Raw genomic sequence first — 21,016 nt, 5'->3', positions numbered from 1 at the left:
ATGGTGCTTTTTAGGGTCTTAACATTGACTTGTTTAGTTAAATTTTTTATTTTTTCAGTTTTTGCACAATCTCAGATAAAATCCAATGGAGTTTTAAAACTGGAGGTAAATATAAATTCGAAAAAGCAAACTATTGAAAATTTTGGTGCTTCTGATGCTTGGGCAGGGCAGTTTGTGGGGCTTTGGCCTGCTAATAAAAAAAATGCTATTGCAGATTTATTGTTCAGCACCGAAATGGATAAAGATGGTATTCCCAAAGGAATAGGACTTTCTTTATGGCGTTTTAATTTAGGGGCTGGAAGTACTGAACAGGGTAGCGAAAGCAAGATTAAAAATGAATGGCGTAGAGCAGAATCTTTTTTTGATGCTAAAGGAGAATATGATTTCACAAAACAAAAAGGGCAACAGTGGTTTTTAAAAGCTGCAAAAGAAAGAGGTTTGAATAATTTTCTCGGATTTTTTAATAGTCCACCAGTAAAATTCACTAAAAACGGGCTGGCATTTTCATCAGATGGGAAAATCAATATTTCAGCAGACCAATATCCTGCTTTTAGTAAATACACCGTTGATGCAATTAAAGGATTGGCGAAAAATGGTTTCCAATTAAATTATATCAGTCCGGTAAATGAGCCACAATGGGATTGGAAAGATGGAGGACAGGAAGGGAATCCGTACACTAACCTGCAGATAAATGATTTGGTTAAGATAATGGATACCGATTTTGAGCAGCACAACATCGATACTAAAATCATCATTCCCGAAGCAGGAAAATTAGATTATTTAGTAGCAGAGGCAGATAAACCAGAAAAAGGCAAGCAAATAGCATACTTTTTCAAACACGACACATCATTATATAATTTGACACATGTAGAAAAGGTAATAGCAGGCCATAGTTATTTTACCACGTCGCCTTATCATAAAGCCGCAAACTTACGGAAAAAACTGAGTGATGAGGTTTCCAAAGTGGACGGATTAAGATTTTGGATGAGTGAATATTGTATTTTAGGGAATAATGATGGAGAAATAAAAGGAAGCGGGAAAGACTTAGGAATGACAGCGGCTTTTTACATAGCAAAAGTGATTCACAACGATTTAGTGAACGCAAACGCAACCGCTTGGCAATGGTGGACAGCTATTTCTTCATACAATTTTAAAGATGGCTTGGTTTATATTGATAATAATAAAGCAGATGGAAATTTTACGGATAGCAAAATGCTTTGGGCTTTTGGCAATTATAGCCGTTTTATTAGACCAGGATTTGTAAGAGTTAGCAATCAGTTTAGCGGATCCGATTCTTTGCTGTGTTCTTCTTTTATAAATCCGGACACAAATCAAATCGTGAATGTAATTATAGATAATTCAGATATAATTCAAACGTTAGATATTATAGTTAACAAGGTGAAAATTAAAAATTATCAAGTTTATCAGACATCGGCAGAAGCTAATCTTTCGCCTATACCATCTAATCAAAAGCAACAAATTAGTATTCCTAAACAATCAATTATTACCATAGTTGGTTATTATTAAGGTTTTAAAAGCAAATCTTATGAAGATTTACAAGTTTTTAATCATTTTTACAGTAGTTTTTGCTTTCTCTTCTTTTTCGGAAAAGGATTATGCTCAGGTAAAAAATGCTAAACCTAATATTGTTATTATTTATTTAGATGATTTAGGTTATGGCGATTTAAGTTGCTACGGCAGTTTAGGTTTAAACACACCTAATATCGATAAAATTGCAAATGGCGGATTAAGATTTACAAATGCGTACGCTTCATCTTCAACATGTACGCCTAGTAGGTACGCATTATTAACTGGATCATACCCTTGGCGTAATAAAGATGCAAAAATTTTACCCGGTACAGCACCTTTGCTAATATCTGCCGAACAACAAACTTTGCCTAAAATGTTAAAATCGCAGGGCTACACAACAGGCATTGTTGGTAAATGGCATTTAGGTTTAGGCAACGGAGAAATTGATTGGAACCAACACATTTCGCCAGGACCAAACGAGGTAGGGTTTGATTTCTCGTACATAATGGCGGCAACTCAAGATAGAGTGCCAACCGTTTATATTAAAAATGGCGACGTTGTTGGGCTCGGTAAAAATGACCCCATACAGGTAAATTACAATAAAAATTTCGCAGGAGAGCCTACAGGAAAAGATAATCCTGAGTTGACCAGAATGAAATGGCACCATGGGCATAACAATAGCATTATAAACGAAATTCCTAGAATTGGTTATGTTAAAGGCGGTAAATCTGCTAATTGGCAAGACACCACCATGTCTGACCATTTTTTAAACGAAGCCGAAAATTATATTAAAAATAATAAGGTTAAACCATTCTTTTTGTATTACGCAATGCAACAACCTCATGTACCACGTACACCAAATCCTAGGTTTGTTGGTAAATCTGGTTTAGGCCCACGTGGTGATGTTATTTTAGAAGCCGATTGGACTATCGGTGAATTGATGAAAACCCTAACAAATGAAGATGTTTTGGATAATACCTTAGTGATTTTTTCGAGTGATAATGGACCGGTTTTAAACGATGGTTATGATGATGAGGCGGTAGAGAAACTTGGCGTTCATAAACCTGCCGGTGTGTTAAAGGGAGGGAAATACAGTCTTTACGAAGGCGGAGTACGTATCCCTTTTATGATTTATTGGAAAAACAAAGTAAAACACGGCGTTTCTGATGCTTTAGTTTGTCAGTTAGATTTATTGAATTCGCTGGCTCAACTTACAGGTGCTTCGCAAATAAATACCGATAGCAACAATTTATTAGAAGCCATTTTAGGGAAGAGTGATGAAGGAAGAAATGCCTTAGTTATTGAGGCGAATACAAAAACAGCTTTAAGAAAAGGAGATTGGTTGATGATACCTCCTTATGCTGGTCCAGCTATTCTTGAACCTGTGCAAATTGAGGTTGGAAATTCTCCCGATTATCAGCTTTTTAATTTAAAAACTGATTTGGGGCAATATCAGAATCTGGCTAAATCTAATCCCGAAAAATTAAAAGAAATGATTTCAACTTACGAAACTTTAAGAGGTAAAAAAAATAAAAATTAAAAAAATGAAGAGACTATTTTTAATGCTTTTAACAGCCGCAACATGCCATGCACAACAAAAACCTAAAGTGGAGAAACCCAATATCCTTTTCATTTTGGCCGATGATTTAGGATACTCTGATTTAAGCTGTATGGGCAGTCAATATTACGAAACCCCTAATATTGACGCTATTGCAAATAAAGCGATGGTTTTTACCAACGGCTATGCCGGCTGTCAGGTTTGCAGTCCTTCTAGAGCCACAATTATGACTGGGCAGTTTACAGCCAGACATGGTATTACCGATTGGATTGGTTCTCCAGCAGGAGAGGAGTGGCGTAAAAAAGATCGCTTAACCCAACTTCTTCCAGCAGAATATAAACAGCATATGGATACCGATGTAGTCACATTACCTATGGCTTTAAAAAGTGCAGGTTACACCACCTTTTTCGCAGGCAAATGGCACCTGGGAGAGGAAGGTTATTATCCCGAAAATTTTGGATTTGATATTAACAAAGGTGGATTTAGCGCTGGTAGTCCTGTAGGGGGATATTTTTCACCTTTTAAAAATCCAAAACTCGAAAATCATGAAAATGGTGAAAATCTGAGCATGCGGTTAGCTAAAGAAACATCTGCTTTTATTAAAGCATCAAAAGATAAACCCTTTCTCGCATACCTATCGTTTTATGCGGTACATGGACCAATACAAACATCAAATGAGAAATGGAGTAAATATCGCGATAAGGCAGAAAAAATGGGCATTGCCGATAAAGGATTTGAAAAAGGCGATCTATTGCCCATGCGCAAATATCAGGATAACCCGGTGTACGCAGGTTTAATAGAAACAATGGATGATGCCGTTGGAATGGTTTTAAAAACACTTAAAGATAATGGTTTAGAAAAAAATACCATCGTTATTTTTACCTCAGATAATGGCGGAGTAACTTCGGGCGATAGTTATTCAACCAATTGCCTTCCGCTAAAAGGAGGTAAAGGTTACCAGTGGGAAGGTGGGATAAAAGTTCCTTATATGTTAAGTGTTCCATGGATGAATCAACACGGAGAAAAGAATAATATACCTGTTGCAGGAAGCGATTTTTATCCAACTATTCTTGATTTGGCCGGTTTGCCTTTACGGCCCAATAATCATAAAGATGGTAAAAGTATTGTTCCAGTATTAAAAGGAGCAACATTAGCAGAACGTCCATTATATTGGCACTACCCACATTATGGAAATCAAGGCGGAAGACCTGTTTCAATGATGCGTAAAGGCGATTGGAAACTGATTCATTTTTGGGAAGACGGACATGATGAGCTTTATAATTTACCAAAAGATATTCACGAAGACAACAATTTAGCCAAAAGTGCCCCTAAGCGTACTGCAGAAATGTCGAATACTTTATTGAACTGGCTTAAAGAAGTTGGAGCTCAATATCCTAAAAAGGATCCCTTGTATGATGCAGCAAAAGAAAAAGATGCTGTCTCAAAATCAATGGAGAAAAATATCAAACAACTTGAAGAACAACGTAGAAATATGTTAAATAAGGACTGGAAACCTAACAAAGATTGGTGGGGAAGTATTCCTACTATAGATTAATATTTTAGTAAACAATAAAACTGGAATTTCAACAATAAAGTTAACATTTAGTTAAGCGGCAATGTTTTATTTATTTAACTTTTTTCCAAATTCTTCTGCAGATAAATATCCCAGTGTAGAATGTAATCTTTTACGGTTGTACCAGGTCTCTATATATTTAAAAATTATTAGTGCTGCCTGTTGTTCGTCTTTGAATTTATACTGGTAAACGCATTCAGCTATAAGTGTTTTAAAGAAGCTCTCTGCCACTGCATTGTCCCTGCAATTTTCCTTTCTGCTCATACTTCGGATAATGAATGGATTTTTTTCCAATAGACACCTTAATTCATTGTATACTGGACTCCTCGATCAGAATGAAAATGAGCTTTTGTGTTATCGGCCTTACGCTTTTAGCCATTTTAAATGCGGGTATTACTGTATCGTAAGCCAACGGCTAACTACACTAATCTCCCGTATTAATGCTATTATTCCAGTTTTGAGGTAAGAGCTGTTCCAGTTTATTAGCGTGGTGGTCAGGGATTCTGGTCAGTAAATTCCTTAACCATTCAAAAGGATTGACACCATTTTTTTTGCAGGTATCCATAAAAGAGTACAGCATGGCTGCCCGTTGGGCTGCTTCATGTGATCCGGCAAACAGGTAATTTTTTCTTCCCAATTTATGTAAAGCTTTACATTAATTGGGTTATGCATAGCTGAGGGTTATGTAAAGTAAAGGGTAAAATCCAATCTTAGGCTTTGTTTTGAAGTAAAGCACTTTACATAATTATAGCTGTTGTAACGAAGACCGCAATACAGCGATCATTAAAGCAATAGCTATGAAAAAAATGCGGACACCCTTCGACCAGCTCATTTCAGATGCAGGCGAAGTGTTGATGAACAATATTGCTAAGGACCCCAAATACCATCATATGGTATAGCGTTTACTGGCGGCGAATGTATCGTCATCTAAGTACTCAGGGCATTACTGAATTTACCTCCGCTATCGGCAGGCAATATCTGATCAGCCAGTTTGGTGAGTTCGATTATGCTACTCTTTCCAAGCGTGACAAGGACGTGGTAAAGATCATCAACGTGCTCTGTGAGTTCTACGATACTGGCACCCTGGTGAATAACAAGGAACGGATCTTGCTGAATGGCCCCATCGGAGAACTTGTGAAACAGTTTCTTGCTCACCTGGTTTCACTTCGGTTAAAGCCATCGACGATAAATGAACGTAAACATTACTTAAGCCGATTTATCATATCCCTGTGTGAGCATGGTGTGATGTCGATTGATCAAAAACTATGTAAATCCTGACGAAACGGCGGTTGCCTTTCTCAATCCCAACAGACCCTAAAAACGGCCAATATAAGCCAAAAAAGCCCTTTCGTTACCAAAAAGGGCTTTTTTTTCAAGTGACCTGGGAGGGGTTCGAACCCTCGACCCACTGATTAAGAGTCAGTTGCTCTACCAGCTGAGCTACCAAGTCTCATTGTGGCTGCAAAGAAACGATTTTTTCTTGTCTTTTGCAACCATAATTTACTTATTTGTTAAGAATATAAATCCTCACGTTGTTTTTTAACCACTTCACTGCTGATGTATTCATCGTAAGTCATTAGTTTATCGATGATTCCGTTCGGCGTAAGCTCAATAATACGATTTGCAACCGTGTTCGTTAATTCATGATCTCGGGATGTAAATAGGATAGAACCTCTGAAATCGTTCATCCCATTGTTCAATGCAGTAATCGATTCAAGGTCTAAATGATTCGTTGGTTCATCAAAAAGGAGCATATTTGCCTGCTGAAGCATCATCTTCGAAAACATACAACGCATCTTTTCCCCACCGGAAAGCACACTTGCCTTTTTCAAAACTTCCTCTCCCGAAAAGAGCATTCTTCCCAGAAAACCACGGATGAACTGTTCATCTTTATCTCCATCCGAATATTCCCTCAGCCAATCAACCAGGTTGTCATTCTTACCTTCAAAATAAGTAGAGCTATCATTAGGAATATCAGCCACATTAATGGTAGTACCCCACTTGAAACTGCCCGTATAATCAGGATCTCTTCCGCTTAATACATTATAGAATGCGCTTGTAGCAAGACTATTTGAAGCAAGTATCGCAATTTTATCCCCTTTATTAACCAGAATATCAACTCCGGAAAACAAGATTTCGCCGTTTGAAACTTTCTTAAGGTTTTCAATTTGTAAAATCTGATCACCTGCTTCACGCGTCATATTGTTAAACATGATGCCTGGATACTTCCTGTTAGATGCCTTAATTTCATCGATGCTTATCTTATCCAAAGCCTTCTTCCTGCTTGTTGCTTGTTTAGACTTGGACGCATTCGCACTAAACCGCCGTATAAATTCCTGAAGCTCTTTAACCTTTTCCTCTGTCTTTTTATTTTGATCGGAACGCTGACGTAAGGCCAACTGACTTGATTCGTACCAGAAAGAATAGTTACCCGAATAGATACTCATCTTACTAAAATCGATGTCTACGATATGCGTACAAACCGTATCCAGAAAGTGACGGTCATGCGATACCACCAATACGATGTTTTCATAATTAGCCAGAAATTCTTCCAGCCAGGCAATGGTATCTATATCCAGGTCATTCGTAGGCTCATCCAATAATAGAATATCGGGATTACCGAATAGGGCCTGAGCAAGCAACACGCGTACTTTTTGATTTCCATCAAGCTCTTTTAACAGCTTATAATGAAGATCTTCTTTGATACCCAGATTACTCAGCATGGTTGCCGCATTATTTTCTGCGTTCCAACCATCCATTTCAGCAAATATATTTTCTAACTCTCCGGCGCGTTCACCATCTTTATCAGTAAAATCCTCCTTTGCATATAAAGCATCCTTTTCCTTCATGATGCTATAAAGCTCTTTATGGCCAACCATGACGGTTTCTATCACCGGTACTTCATCAAATGCATAGTGATCCTGCGTTAACACAGCCATGCGCTCTCCCGGAGTAAAACCAACCGATCCACTGCTTGGATCAATCTCACCGGAAAGGATTTTCATAAAGGTAGATTTACCGGCACCGTTTGCACCGATTACTCCATAGCAGTTGCCATGCGTAAATTTAAGGTTAACATCTTCAAAAAGTGTACGTTTACCAAAGCGTAAGGATAGATTGGATACTGTAATCATGCATAAATAAATGAGGTGCAAAGGTAAGAAATTGGAATAGCATATGGCAGAAGGCTAAAAAAGTTTTATTTTTGGATGATATTTATGGATAAGATTCAGCTTGAAAAGCAATTATTTCTGCCCTTAACGAAGCTTAAGATGGTTAAACTAGCAGAATTATGCAAAAGGGAGCAATCTGTAGTACCCGTTCTGCTGGAGATTAGCTCATTCCATAAAGAACCTAAAATTGCTTTTAGAGCAGCATGGGTGTTAGAATATATTCTTTTTTCATCTTTTCCCTCAGCTGATGACCAGCTATTATTCTTTAATTACTATCCCCTTCAAAAACACAATAGCTGCCGAAGACATTACACCAAGTTACTGTTGCTGCTCATCAGAAAGGGTCACCCACCTACAGGTTCGTCTCTATCTGCCATTATCAATCAAACTTCGGAATGGCTTATCGAAAGAAAGATCCCCGTAGCAGTTAAAGCTAATTGCATAGAGATCCTTTATTACTTAAGGAATGAAGAAGATTGGATTGAAGGGGAGTTGAAGCTGCAGATAGAACTCCTGATGAAAAGCGGATCTGCTGCTCTCCAATCCAGAGGAAAAAAGTATTTAATCCTGCTTAACCAAGAATAAGTGTAATTTTACAGCTGATTTTAATCATAATGGAATTATCTTTAGGTACTCCGGCTATGCTGTTTCCGGCAATAGCTTTGTTGCTTCTAGCGTATACAAATCGATTTCTTGCTTTAGCGGGACTTATTAGAAGCCTTAAAACTCAATATGTTGAAAGTCCAAACCCGAACCTGATCGGTCAGATTCAAAATATCCGTAAGCGTATTATGCAGGTAAGAAACATGCAAGCATGCGGCATTATGGCATTTCTACTGTGCGTTGTTTCCATGTGGCTGGTTTATATTTCGCAGGAGTTATTGGCAGAATACATTTTTGGATTCAGTTTATTTTTACTGATGATGTCTCTTTATATCTCTTTCCGCGAAATACAAATCTCTGTTCATGCCCTGGAAATAGAATTAAGCGACCTGGAAGAATTAATGAAAGGAAAGTAAAAATGGCAATTTCCCTTACGACACCCATGCTTTTGTTTCCGGCAACATCCCTTATTTTGCTGGCCTACACGGCTAAACTGGCCTATCTTTCCAATTTGGCACGAACACTTTATAAACAATATACAATTCTTGAAAATGAGGGATTGCTGATCCAGATCAGGAATTTAAGGAAGCGAATTTACTTCATAAAAAATATGCAGGCTTTCGGCAGTCTTAGTTTTTGTTTCTGCACCATAAGTGTATTTATGCTCTTAAATAACTGGATGATAGCTGGTGAGGTCTTTCTTGGATTAAGCAGCGTACTATTAGTTATCGCATTATACTTATCCTTCATGGAAGTTGTGTTATCCGCTGAAGCATTAAAGATAGTAGTAAAAGACGTGTGTGATTGAGGTCGCGAAGGATTTAGCTATATGGTATCCCCGTATCATACTGCTTCGTTCTGGCTTGCTCTTCCGTCCCTAGGCGAAGCACCAAGGGTGCACTAAGCCAGCAGGAGCGAACAAGCATCGAAGTTGACCCCTACACAGCTCCTCAGTGTCTCTAACATCAAAGGTCATATAGCCGTCAAAATTTCACAATTACCGGTGTTATTTATATACTTTCTTTTTTATTCTCTTTATTTTAAATACCTTGCATTCTGATTCAAGAAATTCAGGTTAGGCTATTGAGTTTTACCTGTCGATCAGAGTAGGAAATTCTGTATCAACACAAAAAACAGCATCTAGTTATGGGGAACATTAAATTAAAAGATTCATTATTAAACGGTTTTAGCTTTACAGAGCTCTTAAAAGAATATGCAGTTGATCCTTCCGATTTTACTATTCAGGATGAGCAGCTTATATTATCTGAAAAGAAACTCTTAAATAAAGAAACGATCAAGGAAAAAGTGATCATTGTAGGTAAGGGCAAAGACGGTTTGGTCAGCTTTTACGGCACTCTTCATTATAATCTTTTGAATAAATTAGCGGTTTTTGAACTGGATTCAGTAGATCAAACTAATTCTCAGGTAGCTTAACGCATCTCATTGTAATAATGAAAAGCCCGGACATTAAACAGTTCGGGCTTTTTCGTTTTATTTTTTGAAGCTTGCTGTACTTTTATACCTTTGATACCTAAATGTTAAGTATATGAAAGAAAACTGGTGGAAGATATTAGCCTCAGTTCTTGTTATCTATTCGGTATGGTCGGGTATGCTGGGATCGGTTCCCGAACTGCCCATTTTGCACGAAACCATTCGTAATCTTTATTTCCATGTGCCCATGTGGTTTACCATGGTTATATTGTATTTAATATCAGTTATATATAGCATTAAATACCTTTCCTCGGGAAATGAAAACCATGATTTACTTGCTGTTGAATGCGTAAATACGGGTGTTGTTTTCGGATTTCTAGGCTTGGTAACCGGTATGATCTGGGGGAATTACACCTGGGGTTCTCCATGGCCTAATGATCCTAAAATGAATAGTGCAGCCATTTCTACATTGATGTACCTGGCTTATCTGGTGCTAAGAAACTCCCTGGAGGAGGAGCAAAAACGCGCCCGCATCTCTGCGGTATATAATATTTTTGCTTTCCCGGTTATGATTGTATTACTTTTTATCCTTCCTCGTTTAACCGATTCTTTGCATCCGGGTAATGGAGGCAATCCTGGGTTTAGCTCCTATGACCTTGATTCGCGCATGAGAATGGTGTTTTATCCGGCCTGTATCGGATGGATTTTAATCGGTGTATGGATTGCTACTATTCAGTATCGTCTACGTAAACTTCAAAACAAACAACTTAATTAAAACAGATGAGAAAATATTTCGTTACTGCCACTATGGTTCTATTTACAGCAGTCTCATCTCTGGCACAATCAACTTCGGGTGTTGAAATGGCTGATGAATTACGTTCATCGGGTAAAATCTATGTGGTGGTTGCTGTTATTACAATTATACTATTGGCTTTAATTGGCTATCTGTTTTCTATCGACAGAAAAGTCAAAAAGCTTGAAAAAAAGAATTAATCTTCCTGTTATGTCTTCGATTCCAACTACAAATTTTTTCAATGATGTATGCTCATTTTTCGATCATGCCTCTCAATTTACTAATCACTCAGCAGGCTTGCTCGACCAGATCAAAACTTGTAACAGTGTTTATCGGTTTCGTTTTCCGATTCGCAAAGGAAACGGCGTACAGGTTATTGATGCCTGGAGAGTGGAACATTCGCACCATATGTCGCCTACCAAAGGTGGAATCCGTTACAGTGATATGGTGAATGAGGATGAGGTAATGGCATTAGCTGCCCTTATGACTTACAAATGTGCTATCGTAAATGTTCCTTTTGGTGGCGCTAAGGGGGGAATAAAAATTAATACGAAGAATTATTCTGTAGCTGAACTGGAAAACATTACCCGGAGATATACAGTAGAATTGGTTAAAAAGAATTTTATTGGTCCTGCTATTGACGTTCCTGCACCAGATTACGGATCGGGTGAAAGAGAAATGAGCTGGATTGCTGATACGTATAACACGATGAATCCCGGACAACTGGACGCAATGGGTTGTGTTACCGGAAAACCAATTGCTTTGCATGGGATCCATGGTCGCCGTGAGGCAACAGGAAGAGGGGTAGCTCTTGCTATCCGAGAATGTATGAATGTGACCGAGGATATGAAAAGGTTGGGACTTACACCAGGACTTATCAATAAACGTGTTATTGTTCAGGGACTGGGAAATGTAGGTTACCATACCGCTAAATATCTAGCTGAACTAGGTGCTATTATCGTAGGCCTTTGCGAATATGAAGGGGCTGTTTACAATGAAAATGGTCTTGATCTTGAAGCTGTTGTTGCTCACCGAAAAGAGGCAGGCACTATATTAAGTTTTCCAGGAGCTCAAAAGGAATTTATAAATTCAGCTGAAGGTTTAGAGCAGGAATGTGATATTCTTGTTCCTGCTGCGTTAGAAAATCAGATCCTGATCACCAACATCGGCCGGATTAAAGCTAAAATTATTGCTGAAGCTGCAAATGGACCTACCACACCTGAAGCTGCTCATCTATTTGTAAAAAATGAAGGAATCATTATTCCGGATATGTATTGTAATGCAGGAGGGGTAACGGTATCCTATTTTGAATGGTTGAAAAACCTTTCTCATGTTGCTTTTGGAAGAATGGACAAACGTTATGAGGAAAATGCCAATTCAAACCTGGTATCGATGGTGGAGAAAATGACAGGCATGAATTTGACGCTGGAACAAAGGGGACTAATTGTTAAAGGTCCTTCCGAACTGGAATTAGTTAATTCCGGATTAGAGGAAACTATGGTTCGTTCTTATCATGAGATCAGAGAGATCAAGATGGGAAATAAAAACATAAACGATTTGCGAACAGCTGCTTTTGTAGGAGCCATTAATAAAGTTGCTGTTTCGTACATGAATATGGGAATCTGGCCTTAGTTTAATGTAAAATTTTTAGGAGTATTGATTTCAGATGACATTTGAGGACCGATAATTTGGTACAAATGATTCCTGTTTTGTATTTTTGACGTTATTCTATTTAATGAATAGTTAGACCGGGGATTCAATGAAAAAAAGTTCTATTGTTGGTATTATAATTATTGCCATCGCTATAGGGGTTATTATAAGTACGTACGCAGATTCAAGCACTTATGGCTCTTTTACTGATGCCAAAGAAAGTCAAACTGAGCTCCATGTAGTGGGAACGCTAAACAAGAGTAAGGAGCTGATATATAATCCGAAAGTGGATGCCAATTATTTTGCTTTTTATTTAGTAGATAAACAGGGTAAAGAATGCAAAGTAGTTTTTTCTGGTGCTAAACCTCAGGATTTTGAACGATCTGAGGAGGTTGTGCTGACCGGAAAAATGATTGGTAATGAGTTTAGTGCCTCTAAAATTCTAATGAAATGTCCTTCCAAGTACAATAAGGACAAAATGGAAGTTCAGGAAGTTGAACACACAGCTGCCTTAAACAGATAATTTTTTAAATGGATATACAATTTGCGGGAGAACACCTGCTACCAGGGAAACTTGGGCAATTCTTCATTATACTTACTTTTGGTTCTGCGCTTATATCAGCCATTTCATACTACTTTGCTACTGTAAAAGATACAAATGACGATTCCTGGAAGCGTATAGCACGTCTGTCTGCATGGGTTAATACCTTCGCAGTTGTTGGAATTGGCGCTTCTCTTTTCTACATTATATACAGTCATTACTTCGAGTATAACTACGCATGGGCGCATTCATCTCGCTCGTTACCTGTTTATTATATAATATCTAGTTTTTGGGAAGGCCAGGAGGGAAGCTTCTGGTTGTGGATGTTCTGGCAAGCGGTACTTACAAACGTTTTAATACAGCGTGCCCGTACCTGGGAAACTCCGGTGTTGACTATCATCATGCTTTCACAGGTCTTTATATCCTCTATGTTATTGGGTGTAGAAGTCCTTGGATTGCGAATAGGCAGCTCTCCATTTATTCTTTTACGAGATGCTGTAGAAGGACCCATCTTTTCAAGAGCTGATTATTTAAATTTAATTCCTGATGGAAATGGACTTAATCCTTTATTACAAAACTATTGGATGGTTATTCATCCTCCAACTTTATTTTTAGGCTTTGCTTCTATGGTCGTTCCATTTGCTTATGCCGTTGCTGGTCTTTGGCAAAAGCGATATAAGGAATGGGTTACGGCAGCCTTGCCATGGGCATTGTTTGCGGTAATGGTACTGGGTACTGGGATTATCATGGGTTCTTTCTGGGCTTATGAGGCTTTAAACTTTGGTGGTTTCTGGGCATGGGATCCGGTGGAAAACGCTTCCATTATTCCCTGGCTTACGTTGATTGCCGCAGTGCACGTGATGATTGCGTATAAAAACTCCGGTCATTCTTATTTCACGGCTACTTTCCTGGTGCTGATCAGTTTTGTATTGGTTCTTTATGCTTCTTTTTTAACCAGAAGCGGGATACTGGGTGAAACTTCGGTTCACTCCTTTACGGATCTGGGCATGTTTGGGCATTTATTAACCTATCTGCTCGTATTCTTCGTTATTGCCATTGGTTTTCTGATTGCAAGATGGAAGGATTTGCCAATCACTAAAAAGGATGAAGAAACCTACTCGCGTGAGTTTTGGCTCTTCATTGGTGCTTTAGTGTTAACAGTTTCCTGTATCCAGGTGATCGCAACAACGTCAATTCCTGTATTCAATGCTATTTTTGGTACAAAAATAGCTCCACCAGCAAATGTTTTTCAGCACTATCATCAATGGCAGGTACCTTTTGCTATTGTAATCAGTTTGGTTTCGGGTTTCTCTCAGTATCTTAAATATAAGAATACTGATCCGCGTAAGCTTTACGTCAAGCTGGTTATGATCATCATCATGGCTGCGATGATTACAAGTGCGTTTGCCTATGTTGCTGATGTGTATCATAACGTGATGTATGTGATACTTACTTTTGCTGCTGTATTTTCGCTGTGCTGTAATGTTCCTTTTCTCATTGACGCCCTTAAAGGTAAGTGGAAATTAGCAGGAGCTTCCATTGCTCATATTGGCTTTGCTTTCCTTTTACTTGGGGCTCTTGTAGCTGCTGCAACCAGTAAAGTAGTGTCCATTAATACTTCCGGTGTTGGTTTTGGCGAAGAGTTTGACAAAAGCAATAATGCGAAGGAGAATATTATTCTTTATGAGAATGAGCCGGTCCGCATGGATCAGTATACCGTTACTTACAAAGGAGACTCTACAGTAGGGGTGAATACCTATTATAAAATCAACTACAAGACTATCAATCAGACCACCCGTAAGGTGATTGAGGAGTTTGATCTTTATCCAAATGCACAACAGAATGCAAAAATGCAGACTATTGTGGCTTCTCCAGATACACGTCACTACTTGTTACATGATATTTATACCCATGTGAGCAGTGTTCCTTTGAAAACGGAAACTGCTGAACATGATGACCATACCGGTCATTCGGCAGACGAAGGGTACGACCAACCTGCTACTTACGAGGTAGCGCTAGGGGATACCATCCGATATCGCGAAGGAATAATTGTAGTTAAAGGGATTAATAGAAATGCCACTGTTGAAAAAATCCCTCTTGGGAAAAATGATGTGGCGATTGCGCTTACACTTCAAGTGATCGCTAAAAACAAGACCTATGAAGTGGATCCTATCTTTTTACTTAAAGCTGGAAATAAGTTTGATTTCGGAAAGGCTGTAGCGGATGCGGGTCTGAAGTTTCGTTTCACTAATGTTCTTCCTGACAAGAATAAACTGGAAGTTATGGTTTATCAAAAGCCCTTAGCTGAAAAGAAATGGGTGGTACTGAAAGCTATTAAATTTCCATTCATCAACTTTTTCTGGGCTGGAAATATATTAATGATGGTTGGATTTCTGCTTTCTATATTCAGAAGGAATAAAGAGATTAGAGTTAAACCAGAAGAAATAAAGGAAATAAAACTCCAATCGAAATAGTTAGGAGATTAACGTTATACAGGCATGAAGGTTGTTCTAATAGGTAGCGGAAATGTGGCTACTCATCTTGGAATCGCACTTAAAGAAGCTGGTCATCAGATTCTTCAAGTTTGGAGCAAAACCCTTCTTCACGGAAAGGTTTTAGCTGATATTTTGCATTCCAGTGCAACTGACGATTTAACAAAGATTGATCAGGAGGGCGAAATTTATATTATAGCGGTTAAGGATGACTTTATTTCAGAGGTAGCTGCCGGTTTGAATTTAAAGCATCAAATTCTTGTTCATACATCCGGTACAGTATCGTTGGACCAGTTAGCCGCTCATGCTGATCGTTGTGGTGTTTTTTATCCTCTTCAAACTTTTAGTAAAAACAAAAGTATCGGATTCTTGACCGTTCCTGTTCTTGTGGAGGGAAACACTCAGGAGGTCGGGGAGGTGCTATTTACTCTGGCTGGTACAATAAGCAATCAGGCTTGTGAAATGTCTTCAGAGGAGAGGAGTGTGTTACATGTTGCTGCCGTATTTGCCTGTAACTTTAGTAATCACCTGTATGCGCTTTCCGAAAAAATATTGCAGGACAGAGGTATTGACTTCAATTTATTAAAGCCATTAATTGCAGAAACGGCTGCTAAAATTCAGCATTATCCACCTGCTGATGTACAAACTGGACCAGCCATACGAAATGACTTACTTACATTAGCCAGGCATAAAGAACTTTTAAATAATTATCCTGATCTGAAAGATATTTACGAAATCTTAAGTAACAGCATTATGCGTTCCAAATAATAAGCTATATTCACGTTTTTACTTGATCATCATTTATGTTTTTAACAAAAATTAAAGCCGTTAAAGCCTTTATTCTGGATATTGACGGCATTTTAACAGATGGAACTGTTCTGGTTACTGAATCTGGCGATCAGTTGAGGAAGTTTAATGTTAGAGACGGATATGCCATGCGTGTGGCAGTGAAACGCGGTTATCATATCTGTATTATATCAGGTGGAAATTCGGCTAGTGTTATATTTCGTTTAAACGGGCTTGGCGTTACTGAAATTCATTTGGGCATTGACAGAAAGCTGGATGCCTACCAAAAATTTATTGATAAGCATAATCTGGCTCCTGAGAGTGTATTATATATGGGAGATGACATTCCGGATATGCCAGTGATGAAAGTGGTAGGTGTAAGTGCTTGTCCGGAGGATGCCGTTGAAGAGGTAAAGATGATTAGCGACTATATATCTGCTCATTCCGGAGGTACCGGATGTGTGCGGGATGTGATTGAAAAGGTGCTTAAAATTCAGGGTAAATGGTATGATCCTGATCCTTCTGCACATGATGATACGATCACTTCTTCTTAATTTTTGTTATGCCTGAAACTCCTTCTCCAACTATAATTTTAGCTTCAAAGTCGCCACGCAGACAAGAACTCCTGGAACAAATGGATATCCATTTCAAAGTGGTTCTTAAAGATGTGGATGAATCTTATCCTGAAGATCTTAAACCTGCAGATGTTGCCTTGTATATTGCTCAGAAGAAAGCAGAGGCATTTGACGACGTGCTGCATGAATCAGAAATCGTGATCACAGCGGATACCATAGTCACCATTGACGGTTTGATTCTAGGTAAACCCAAAGATGAACAGGATGCCTTCGACATGCTTACTCTTTTATCGGGACGGAAACATGAGGTGATTACTGCTGTAGCCCTGCTACATAAACACCAGATCCATGTTTTTCATGACATCACCTATGTGTATTTTAGGGAATTAAGTGCGGATGAGATCCTATTTTACATCAGGAACTATAAGCCTTTTGATAAAGCAGGGTCGTATGGAATCCAGGAATGGATAGGACATAACGCAATAGAAAAAATTGACGGATCGTATACCAATGTGGTAGGTTTGCCTACATTCAGATTAGCTATGGAAATCAAAAAGCTTTTAAGCGTTTAGTTTTTCATAAAGCAATCCTTCCTTAAGGGCATAAGTGGAGAGCGCAATAGCCGGGATTTTTAGTTCATCCAATACATATATCGCTAAAATAGCCGCGACAACAATCATATCAACCCGCACCGGACTAATCGTTACGTTAGCTACTCTATGCTGATGGTCAGATAGGATCAGGTCCTTTACAATGGATTGAAAATGCGCTACTGATACTTTGTAACCAATTAGAGATTGACGGCCTGAGAGCTGAAATTTCTTTATTGCAAGGTCTGCAAATGTTTCAAAAGCTCCTGCAGAACCTATTAAAATTTGCGGTTTGTATTTTGCAGCAGCTAATTTTAAATCAGCAAGCTGCTCATCGAGGTACTGATGGATAGTGTTGATATCGCTTTCCTGGATTGGATCAGAATGATGATAAAGTGCCATTAAGCGGGCTGCACCAAGAGGATAACTTTTTTTAAAGAGAATTTCCTGCTGGTTGCATAAAATAAATTCAGCACTTCCTCCGCCAATATCGAGTATCAGGGAGCTTTGATCAATAGGCACCGCTTGTTGTACACCATTATAAATTAATGAGGCTTCGCGATCACCATCAATAATTTCAATGGTTATTCCTGTTTCTTCTTTAACCTTATTAATGAAATCATTTCCATTGCTAGCCGTTCTTAAAGCCGCTGTACCGGTAGCATAAACCGAAGTGATCGAATAACTGTCGATTACTTTTTTAAAGGCTATCATGGCATCAACACCTCTTTGAAATGAAGCTGCTGTAATGAGTCCAGCCGTAATTCCGCCTTCACCCAACTTCACATCTTTTTTATCCATGTAGATTTCTTTTATAGATTGCTCTTGGGTAAGTTCAGCAATTAATAAATGAAAGGTATTCGTACCGAGATCAAGAACTGCAATTTGTTTTTTCATAAAAAAGGATAAAAAAAACCACCATACGGTGGTTTAATTAAAAATATGTTTTTTTATTCGAAGTATTCCTTCATTCTTTCAAAGAAGCTTCTTTCATTTTTACCAGGTTGTGGTCTAAAATTAGGAGAGGCCTGAAGTTTTTCAAGCATTTCTTTCTCATCCTTAGAAATAGCTTTTGGAGTCCAGATATTGATATATACCAACTGATCGCCTCGGTGATACGAGTTTACTTCAGGTACACCTTTTCCTTTTAGGCGTAAAATTTTACCGCCCTGAGTTCCGGGTTCAATCTTAATCTTTGCTTTTCCATCTATGGTTGGGACTTCAACAGAAGCACCAAGAGCTGCATCTATAAAACTGATATGAAGGTCGTAAACTACATTATTACCCTCACGTTGAAGGGATTCATGTGGAATTTCTTCAATAAGGATGATTAAATCTCCGGGGATACCGCCATTTGGTGCTGCATTTCCTTTTCCGCCCATTGAAAGCTGCATTCCTTCACTAACTCCTGCTGGAATATTGATGGAAATTGTTTCCTCACCACGTATAACGCCTTCACCATGACATGAGTCACACTTAGATGTAATTTGTGTTCCGGCTCCGTTACAAGTAGGGCAGGTTGCACTAGTCTGCATCTGACCAAGAATAGTATTCGTCACACGCCTTACCGCTCCACTACCACCGCAAGTTTTACAAGTTTGAACAGAAGATTTATCTTTTGCTCCTGTACCATCACAAGTACGGCAAACGATAAGTTTATTGACTTTTATTTTCTTTTCGGCACCCTTAGCAATTTCATCAAGTGTTAGTTTTACCTTAATGCGAAGGTTACTACCGCGGGACATACGCCGGCTTCCACCTTGCTGTCCGCCACCACCGCCAAAGAAACTGTCAAAAGGACTGCCACCGCTACCAAAGATATCTCCAAACTGGCTGAAGATATCGTCCATGTTCATATGGCCACCACCGCCACCCTGAGGTGAATTACCGGAATGACCATATTGATCATAACGTTGTTTTTTTTCAGGACTGCTGAGTACTTCGTAAGCTTCAGCAGCTTCTTTAAACTTATCTTCGGCTGCATTATCACCAGGGTTCTTATCCGGATGGAACTTTATTGCAAGCTTACGGTATGCTTTCTTTATTTCATCCGCAGTAGAACTTCTGGTAACACCCAGAATATCATAAAAATCTCTTTTTGCCATAATTATTAACTTCCTACCACCACTTTCGCAAATCTTAACACTTTATCGTTGAGATAGTATCCTTTTTCAACTTCGTCAATAACCTTACCTTTCAGATCAGCTGAAGGGGCGGGAATGTTTGTAATAGCTTCGTGAATATCTGCATCAAAGACAGTTCCTATAGATTCCATCTCTTTTATTCCCTTTTGTCCAAGGGTATTTTTAAGTTTACTACTTACCAGAATAATACCTTCCTTAATGGCTTTGACATCGGAAACTGATTCCATTGCCTTTATAGCACGTTCAAGGTCGTCAGCAACAGGTAGAATACTTAATAAAACATCTTTTCCTGCGGATTGCAATAAATCGATCCGTTCCTTTGTGGTACGCCTCTTATAATTATCAAACTCAGCATATAAGCGCAGGTATTTATCGTTAGCTTCTTTTAAATCACCCTGAAGTTTCTCTTCTACAGAAATCTCTTCAACTGCTTCAACTTCGCTATCGACTTCAGGAGCTCTCGCTTCGTTTACCTGCTCTATCTCTTGTTCTATTTCAGACTGCGTCTGATTTTCTAAAGCTACTTTTTCTTCTTCGGTAGTTTTCTTCTTGTTTTTCAACATGTCTGAAAAATTCATATTTATGGAATAGACAATTTATTTGCCAAGTTAATTAATCAGTCAAGCTGTCAGCAAAATGCATAGTATGTCAGCGACATACACATTAAAGCAGACATTTAGCCTTGTTAAACCATTTTTACATCTTCTATTACTCTTCCATTTTCGCATTTAACAATACGGGAAGGGAAGGTGCGAATCAGATTATAATTATGTGTGGCCATCAGGACAGCCGTCCCTGATCTGCTGATATCTTTCAATAAAAGCATAACTTCTTCGGATGTTTCGGGATCGAGATTACCTGTGGGTTCATCGGCCAATATAAGCTCCGGATTGTTTAGCAATGCCCTGGCTACTACAACACGCTGTTGTTCGCCACCGGAAAGTTCATGTGGCATCTTCCGGAGTTTAGAGCGTAGACCTACTTTTTCAAGTACATCACGGATTCGTTCATTGATCAGGTTTTTATCCTTCCAGCCCGTTGCATTTAATACAAATGCAAGGTTTTCTTCCACCGTACGATCAGTAAGCAGTTGAAAGTCCTGAAATACGATTCCAAGTTTTCTTCTTAAGAAAGGGATATCGTGATCGGAAAGCTTTTTTAAATCATATCCTCCGGCATGGCCTTCACCTTCTGTGATATGAAGCTCACCGTATAAGATTTTCATTAAACTACTTTTCCCTGAACCGGTTTGTCCAATAAGGAATACAAATTCACCTTTATCAATGTGAAGATTCACTGCTGATAAAACAAGGTGTTTTTGTTGGTATACATCTACGTTATGGAGTTTTATAATCGAATTTCCAATCATATTACAATTCTAATTTCATTATTTTGCCAAATGGAAGACTCTCTATCAGCGTCACTATATATTCTTTCTTACTGCTTAATCCTATTTTATCAAGCGTTTTATCCGGGCGATCTACCCTGAAGTAGGCCAGCAAAGTAAACTCATCATCACGTAGCTGAACATAGTCAGGTATTTTAGCTATTCCCTTTACTTTGATGATATACATGGC

24 protein-coding genes and 1 tRNA gene are annotated in these 21,016 nt (G+C 38.6%); 16 read left to right on the top strand and 9 right to left on the bottom strand.

The genetic code is table 11. The features are described 5' to 3' along the window. Genes ADIARSV_RS14275 through ADIARSV_RS14265 form a run of 3 tightly spaced genes read left to right on the top strand, consistent with a single transcriptional unit; the run spans nt 1 to nt 4,643 of the window. Nucleotides 1-1,527 carry a glycoside hydrolase gene (locus tag ADIARSV_RS14275; protein ID WP_016196284.1) on the top strand — a complete coding sequence of 509 codons (1,527 nt, stop codon included), beginning with the start codon at nt 1-3 and terminating at the stop codon, nt 1,525-1,527. 19 nt (nt 1,528-1,546) lie between these two features. After that, nucleotides 1,547-3,070 (top strand): sulfatase family protein, encoded by a 1,524-nt coding sequence (locus ADIARSV_RS14270; RefSeq protein WP_016196283.1) that lies wholly within the window; start codon nt 1,547-1,549, stop codon nt 3,068-3,070. Nucleotides 3,071-3,074: 4 nt separating this feature from the next. Next, nucleotides 3,075-4,643, top strand: a complete 1,569-nt coding sequence (locus tag ADIARSV_RS14265) for a sulfatase (RefSeq protein WP_016196282.1) — start codon at nt 3,075-3,077, stop codon at nt 4,641-4,643. Between the two features lie 66 nt (nt 4,644-4,709). On the opposite strand, the gene ADIARSV_RS20725 is transcribed toward ADIARSV_RS14265, so the two are convergent. Then, nucleotides 4,710-4,925, bottom strand: coding sequence for an IS3 family transposase (locus tag ADIARSV_RS20725; protein ID WP_016196281.1), 216 nt, complete (start codon nt 4,923-4,925; stop codon nt 4,710-4,712). Nucleotides 4,926-5,085: 160 nt separating this feature from the next. After that, nucleotides 5,086-5,298, bottom strand: a complete 213-nt coding sequence (locus ADIARSV_RS22910) for an IS66 family transposase (RefSeq protein WP_016196280.1) — start codon at nt 5,296-5,298, stop codon at nt 5,086-5,088. Nucleotides 5,299-5,576: 278 nt separating this feature from the next. On the opposite strand from ADIARSV_RS22910, the gene ADIARSV_RS14250 reads away from it, so the two are divergent. After that, nucleotides 5,577-5,939 (top strand): hypothetical protein, encoded by a 363-nt coding sequence (locus ADIARSV_RS14250; protein ID WP_040300168.1) that lies wholly within the window; start codon nt 5,577-5,579, stop codon nt 5,937-5,939. Between the two features lie 99 nt (nt 5,940-6,038). Here the strand turns inward: ADIARSV_RS14250 and ADIARSV_RS14245 are convergent. After that, nucleotides 6,039-6,111, bottom strand: a tRNA-Lys gene (locus tag ADIARSV_RS14245). A gap of 61 nt (nt 6,112-6,172) precedes the next feature. Next, nucleotides 6,173-7,795 carry an ABC-F family ATP-binding cassette domain-containing protein gene (locus tag ADIARSV_RS14240; RefSeq protein WP_016196279.1) on the bottom strand — a complete coding sequence of 541 codons (1,623 nt, stop codon included), beginning with the start codon at nt 7,793-7,795 and terminating at the stop codon, nt 6,173-6,175. A gap of 84 nt (nt 7,796-7,879) precedes the next feature. On the opposite strand from ADIARSV_RS14240, the gene ADIARSV_RS20720 reads away from it, so the two are divergent. The 12 genes from ADIARSV_RS20720 (at nt 7,880) to ADIARSV_RS14180 (ending at nt 17,277) form a co-directional block, all read left to right on the top strand. Continuing rightward, nucleotides 7,880-8,419, top strand: a complete 540-nt coding sequence (locus tag ADIARSV_RS20720) for a hypothetical protein (RefSeq protein ID WP_052017026.1) — start codon at nt 7,880-7,882, stop codon at nt 8,417-8,419. 29 nt (nt 8,420-8,448) lie between these two features. Continuing rightward, nucleotides 8,449-8,853: a DUF2721 domain-containing protein gene (locus tag ADIARSV_RS14230; protein WP_016196277.1), complete on the top strand. Its 405-nt coding sequence runs from the start codon at nt 8,449-8,451 to the stop codon at nt 8,851-8,853. A gap of 2 nt (nt 8,854-8,855) precedes the next feature. Then, the gene (locus ADIARSV_RS14225) at nt 8,856-9,245 is read left to right on the top strand and encodes a DUF2721 domain-containing protein (RefSeq protein ID WP_016196276.1); all 390 of its coding nucleotides are present in this window, start codon (nt 8,856-8,858) and stop codon (nt 9,243-9,245) included. A gap of 338 nt (nt 9,246-9,583) precedes the next feature. After that, on the top strand, nt 9,584-9,871 hold the full coding sequence (locus tag ADIARSV_RS14220; RefSeq protein ID WP_016196275.1) for a hypothetical protein: 288 nt from the start codon (nt 9,584-9,586) through the stop codon (nt 9,869-9,871). A 112-nt stretch (nt 9,872-9,983) separates the two neighbouring features. Next, a complete protein-coding gene (gene ccsA, locus ADIARSV_RS14215; protein WP_016196274.1) occupies nt 9,984-10,643 on the top strand; it encodes a cytochrome c biogenesis protein in 660 nt (219 codons plus the stop codon). Nucleotides 10,644-10,648: 5 nt separating this feature from the next. Next, a complete protein-coding gene (locus tag ADIARSV_RS14210) occupies nt 10,649-10,861 on the top strand; it encodes a CcmD family protein (protein WP_016196273.1) in 213 nt (70 codons plus the stop codon). A gap of 10 nt (nt 10,862-10,871) precedes the next feature. Next, the gene (locus ADIARSV_RS14205) at nt 10,872-12,293 is read left to right on the top strand and encodes a Glu/Leu/Phe/Val family dehydrogenase (protein ID WP_016196272.1); all 1,422 of its coding nucleotides are present in this window, start codon (nt 10,872-10,874) and stop codon (nt 12,291-12,293) included. 127 nt (nt 12,294-12,420) lie between these two features. After that, entirely contained in the window at nt 12,421-12,834 is a 414-nt protein-coding gene (locus ADIARSV_RS14200) for a cytochrome c maturation protein CcmE domain-containing protein (protein WP_016196271.1), read from the top strand. Nucleotides 12,835-12,842: 8 nt separating this feature from the next. Further along, nucleotides 12,843-15,326, top strand: coding sequence for a heme lyase CcmF/NrfE family subunit (locus ADIARSV_RS14195; RefSeq protein WP_040300163.1), 2,484 nt, complete (start codon nt 12,843-12,845; stop codon nt 15,324-15,326). A 24-nt stretch (nt 15,327-15,350) separates the two neighbouring features. Continuing rightward, nucleotides 15,351-16,112, top strand: coding sequence for a Rossmann-like and DUF2520 domain-containing protein (locus ADIARSV_RS14190; protein WP_016196269.1), 762 nt, complete (start codon nt 15,351-15,353; stop codon nt 16,110-16,112). Between the two features lie 35 nt (nt 16,113-16,147). Continuing rightward, nucleotides 16,148-16,684 carry a KdsC family phosphatase gene (locus tag ADIARSV_RS14185; RefSeq protein WP_016196268.1) on the top strand — a complete coding sequence of 179 codons (537 nt, stop codon included), beginning with the start codon at nt 16,148-16,150 and terminating at the stop codon, nt 16,682-16,684. 8 nt (nt 16,685-16,692) lie between these two features. Beyond that, nucleotides 16,693-17,277: a Maf family nucleotide pyrophosphatase gene (locus ADIARSV_RS14180; RefSeq protein WP_016196267.1), complete on the top strand. Its 585-nt coding sequence runs from the start codon at nt 16,693-16,695 to the stop codon at nt 17,275-17,277. Here the strand turns inward: ADIARSV_RS14180 and ADIARSV_RS14175 are convergent. The 5 genes from ADIARSV_RS14175 to ADIARSV_RS14155 form a co-directional block, all read right to left on the bottom strand. Continuing rightward, nucleotides 17,266-18,192 (bottom strand): Ppx/GppA phosphatase family protein, encoded by a 927-nt coding sequence (locus tag ADIARSV_RS14175; protein WP_016196266.1) that lies wholly within the window; start codon nt 18,190-18,192, stop codon nt 17,266-17,268. The genes ADIARSV_RS14180 and ADIARSV_RS14175 overlap by 12 nt on opposite strands. Before the next feature lie 53 nt (nt 18,193-18,245). After that, nucleotides 18,246-19,400, bottom strand: coding sequence for a molecular chaperone DnaJ (dnaJ, locus tag ADIARSV_RS14170; RefSeq protein WP_016196265.1), 1,155 nt, complete (start codon nt 19,398-19,400; stop codon nt 18,246-18,248). A 5-nt stretch (nt 19,401-19,405) separates the two neighbouring features. After that, nucleotides 19,406-20,002: a nucleotide exchange factor GrpE gene (locus ADIARSV_RS14165; RefSeq protein ID WP_016196264.1), complete on the bottom strand. Its 597-nt coding sequence runs from the start codon at nt 20,000-20,002 to the stop codon at nt 19,406-19,408. Nucleotides 20,003-20,124: 122 nt separating this feature from the next. Then, a complete protein-coding gene (locus tag ADIARSV_RS14160; protein ID WP_016196263.1) occupies nt 20,125-20,808 on the bottom strand; it encodes a cell division ATP-binding protein FtsE in 684 nt (227 codons plus the stop codon). Nucleotide 20,809: 1 nt separating this feature from the next. Then, nucleotides 20,810-21,013: a hypothetical protein gene (locus ADIARSV_RS14155; RefSeq protein ID WP_040300169.1), complete on the bottom strand. Its 204-nt coding sequence runs from the start codon at nt 21,011-21,013 to the stop codon at nt 20,810-20,812. Between the last annotated feature and the right edge of the window lie 3 nt (nt 21,014-21,016).

The sequence above is a fragment of the Arcticibacter svalbardensis MN12-7 genome (assembly GCF_000403135.1).
GTDB lineage: Bacteria > Bacteroidota > Bacteroidia > Sphingobacteriales > Sphingobacteriaceae > Arcticibacter > Arcticibacter svalbardensis.
The sequence above is the reverse complement of the archived record's forward strand: the minus strand, read 5'-3'. Positions and strand labels throughout refer to the sequence as shown.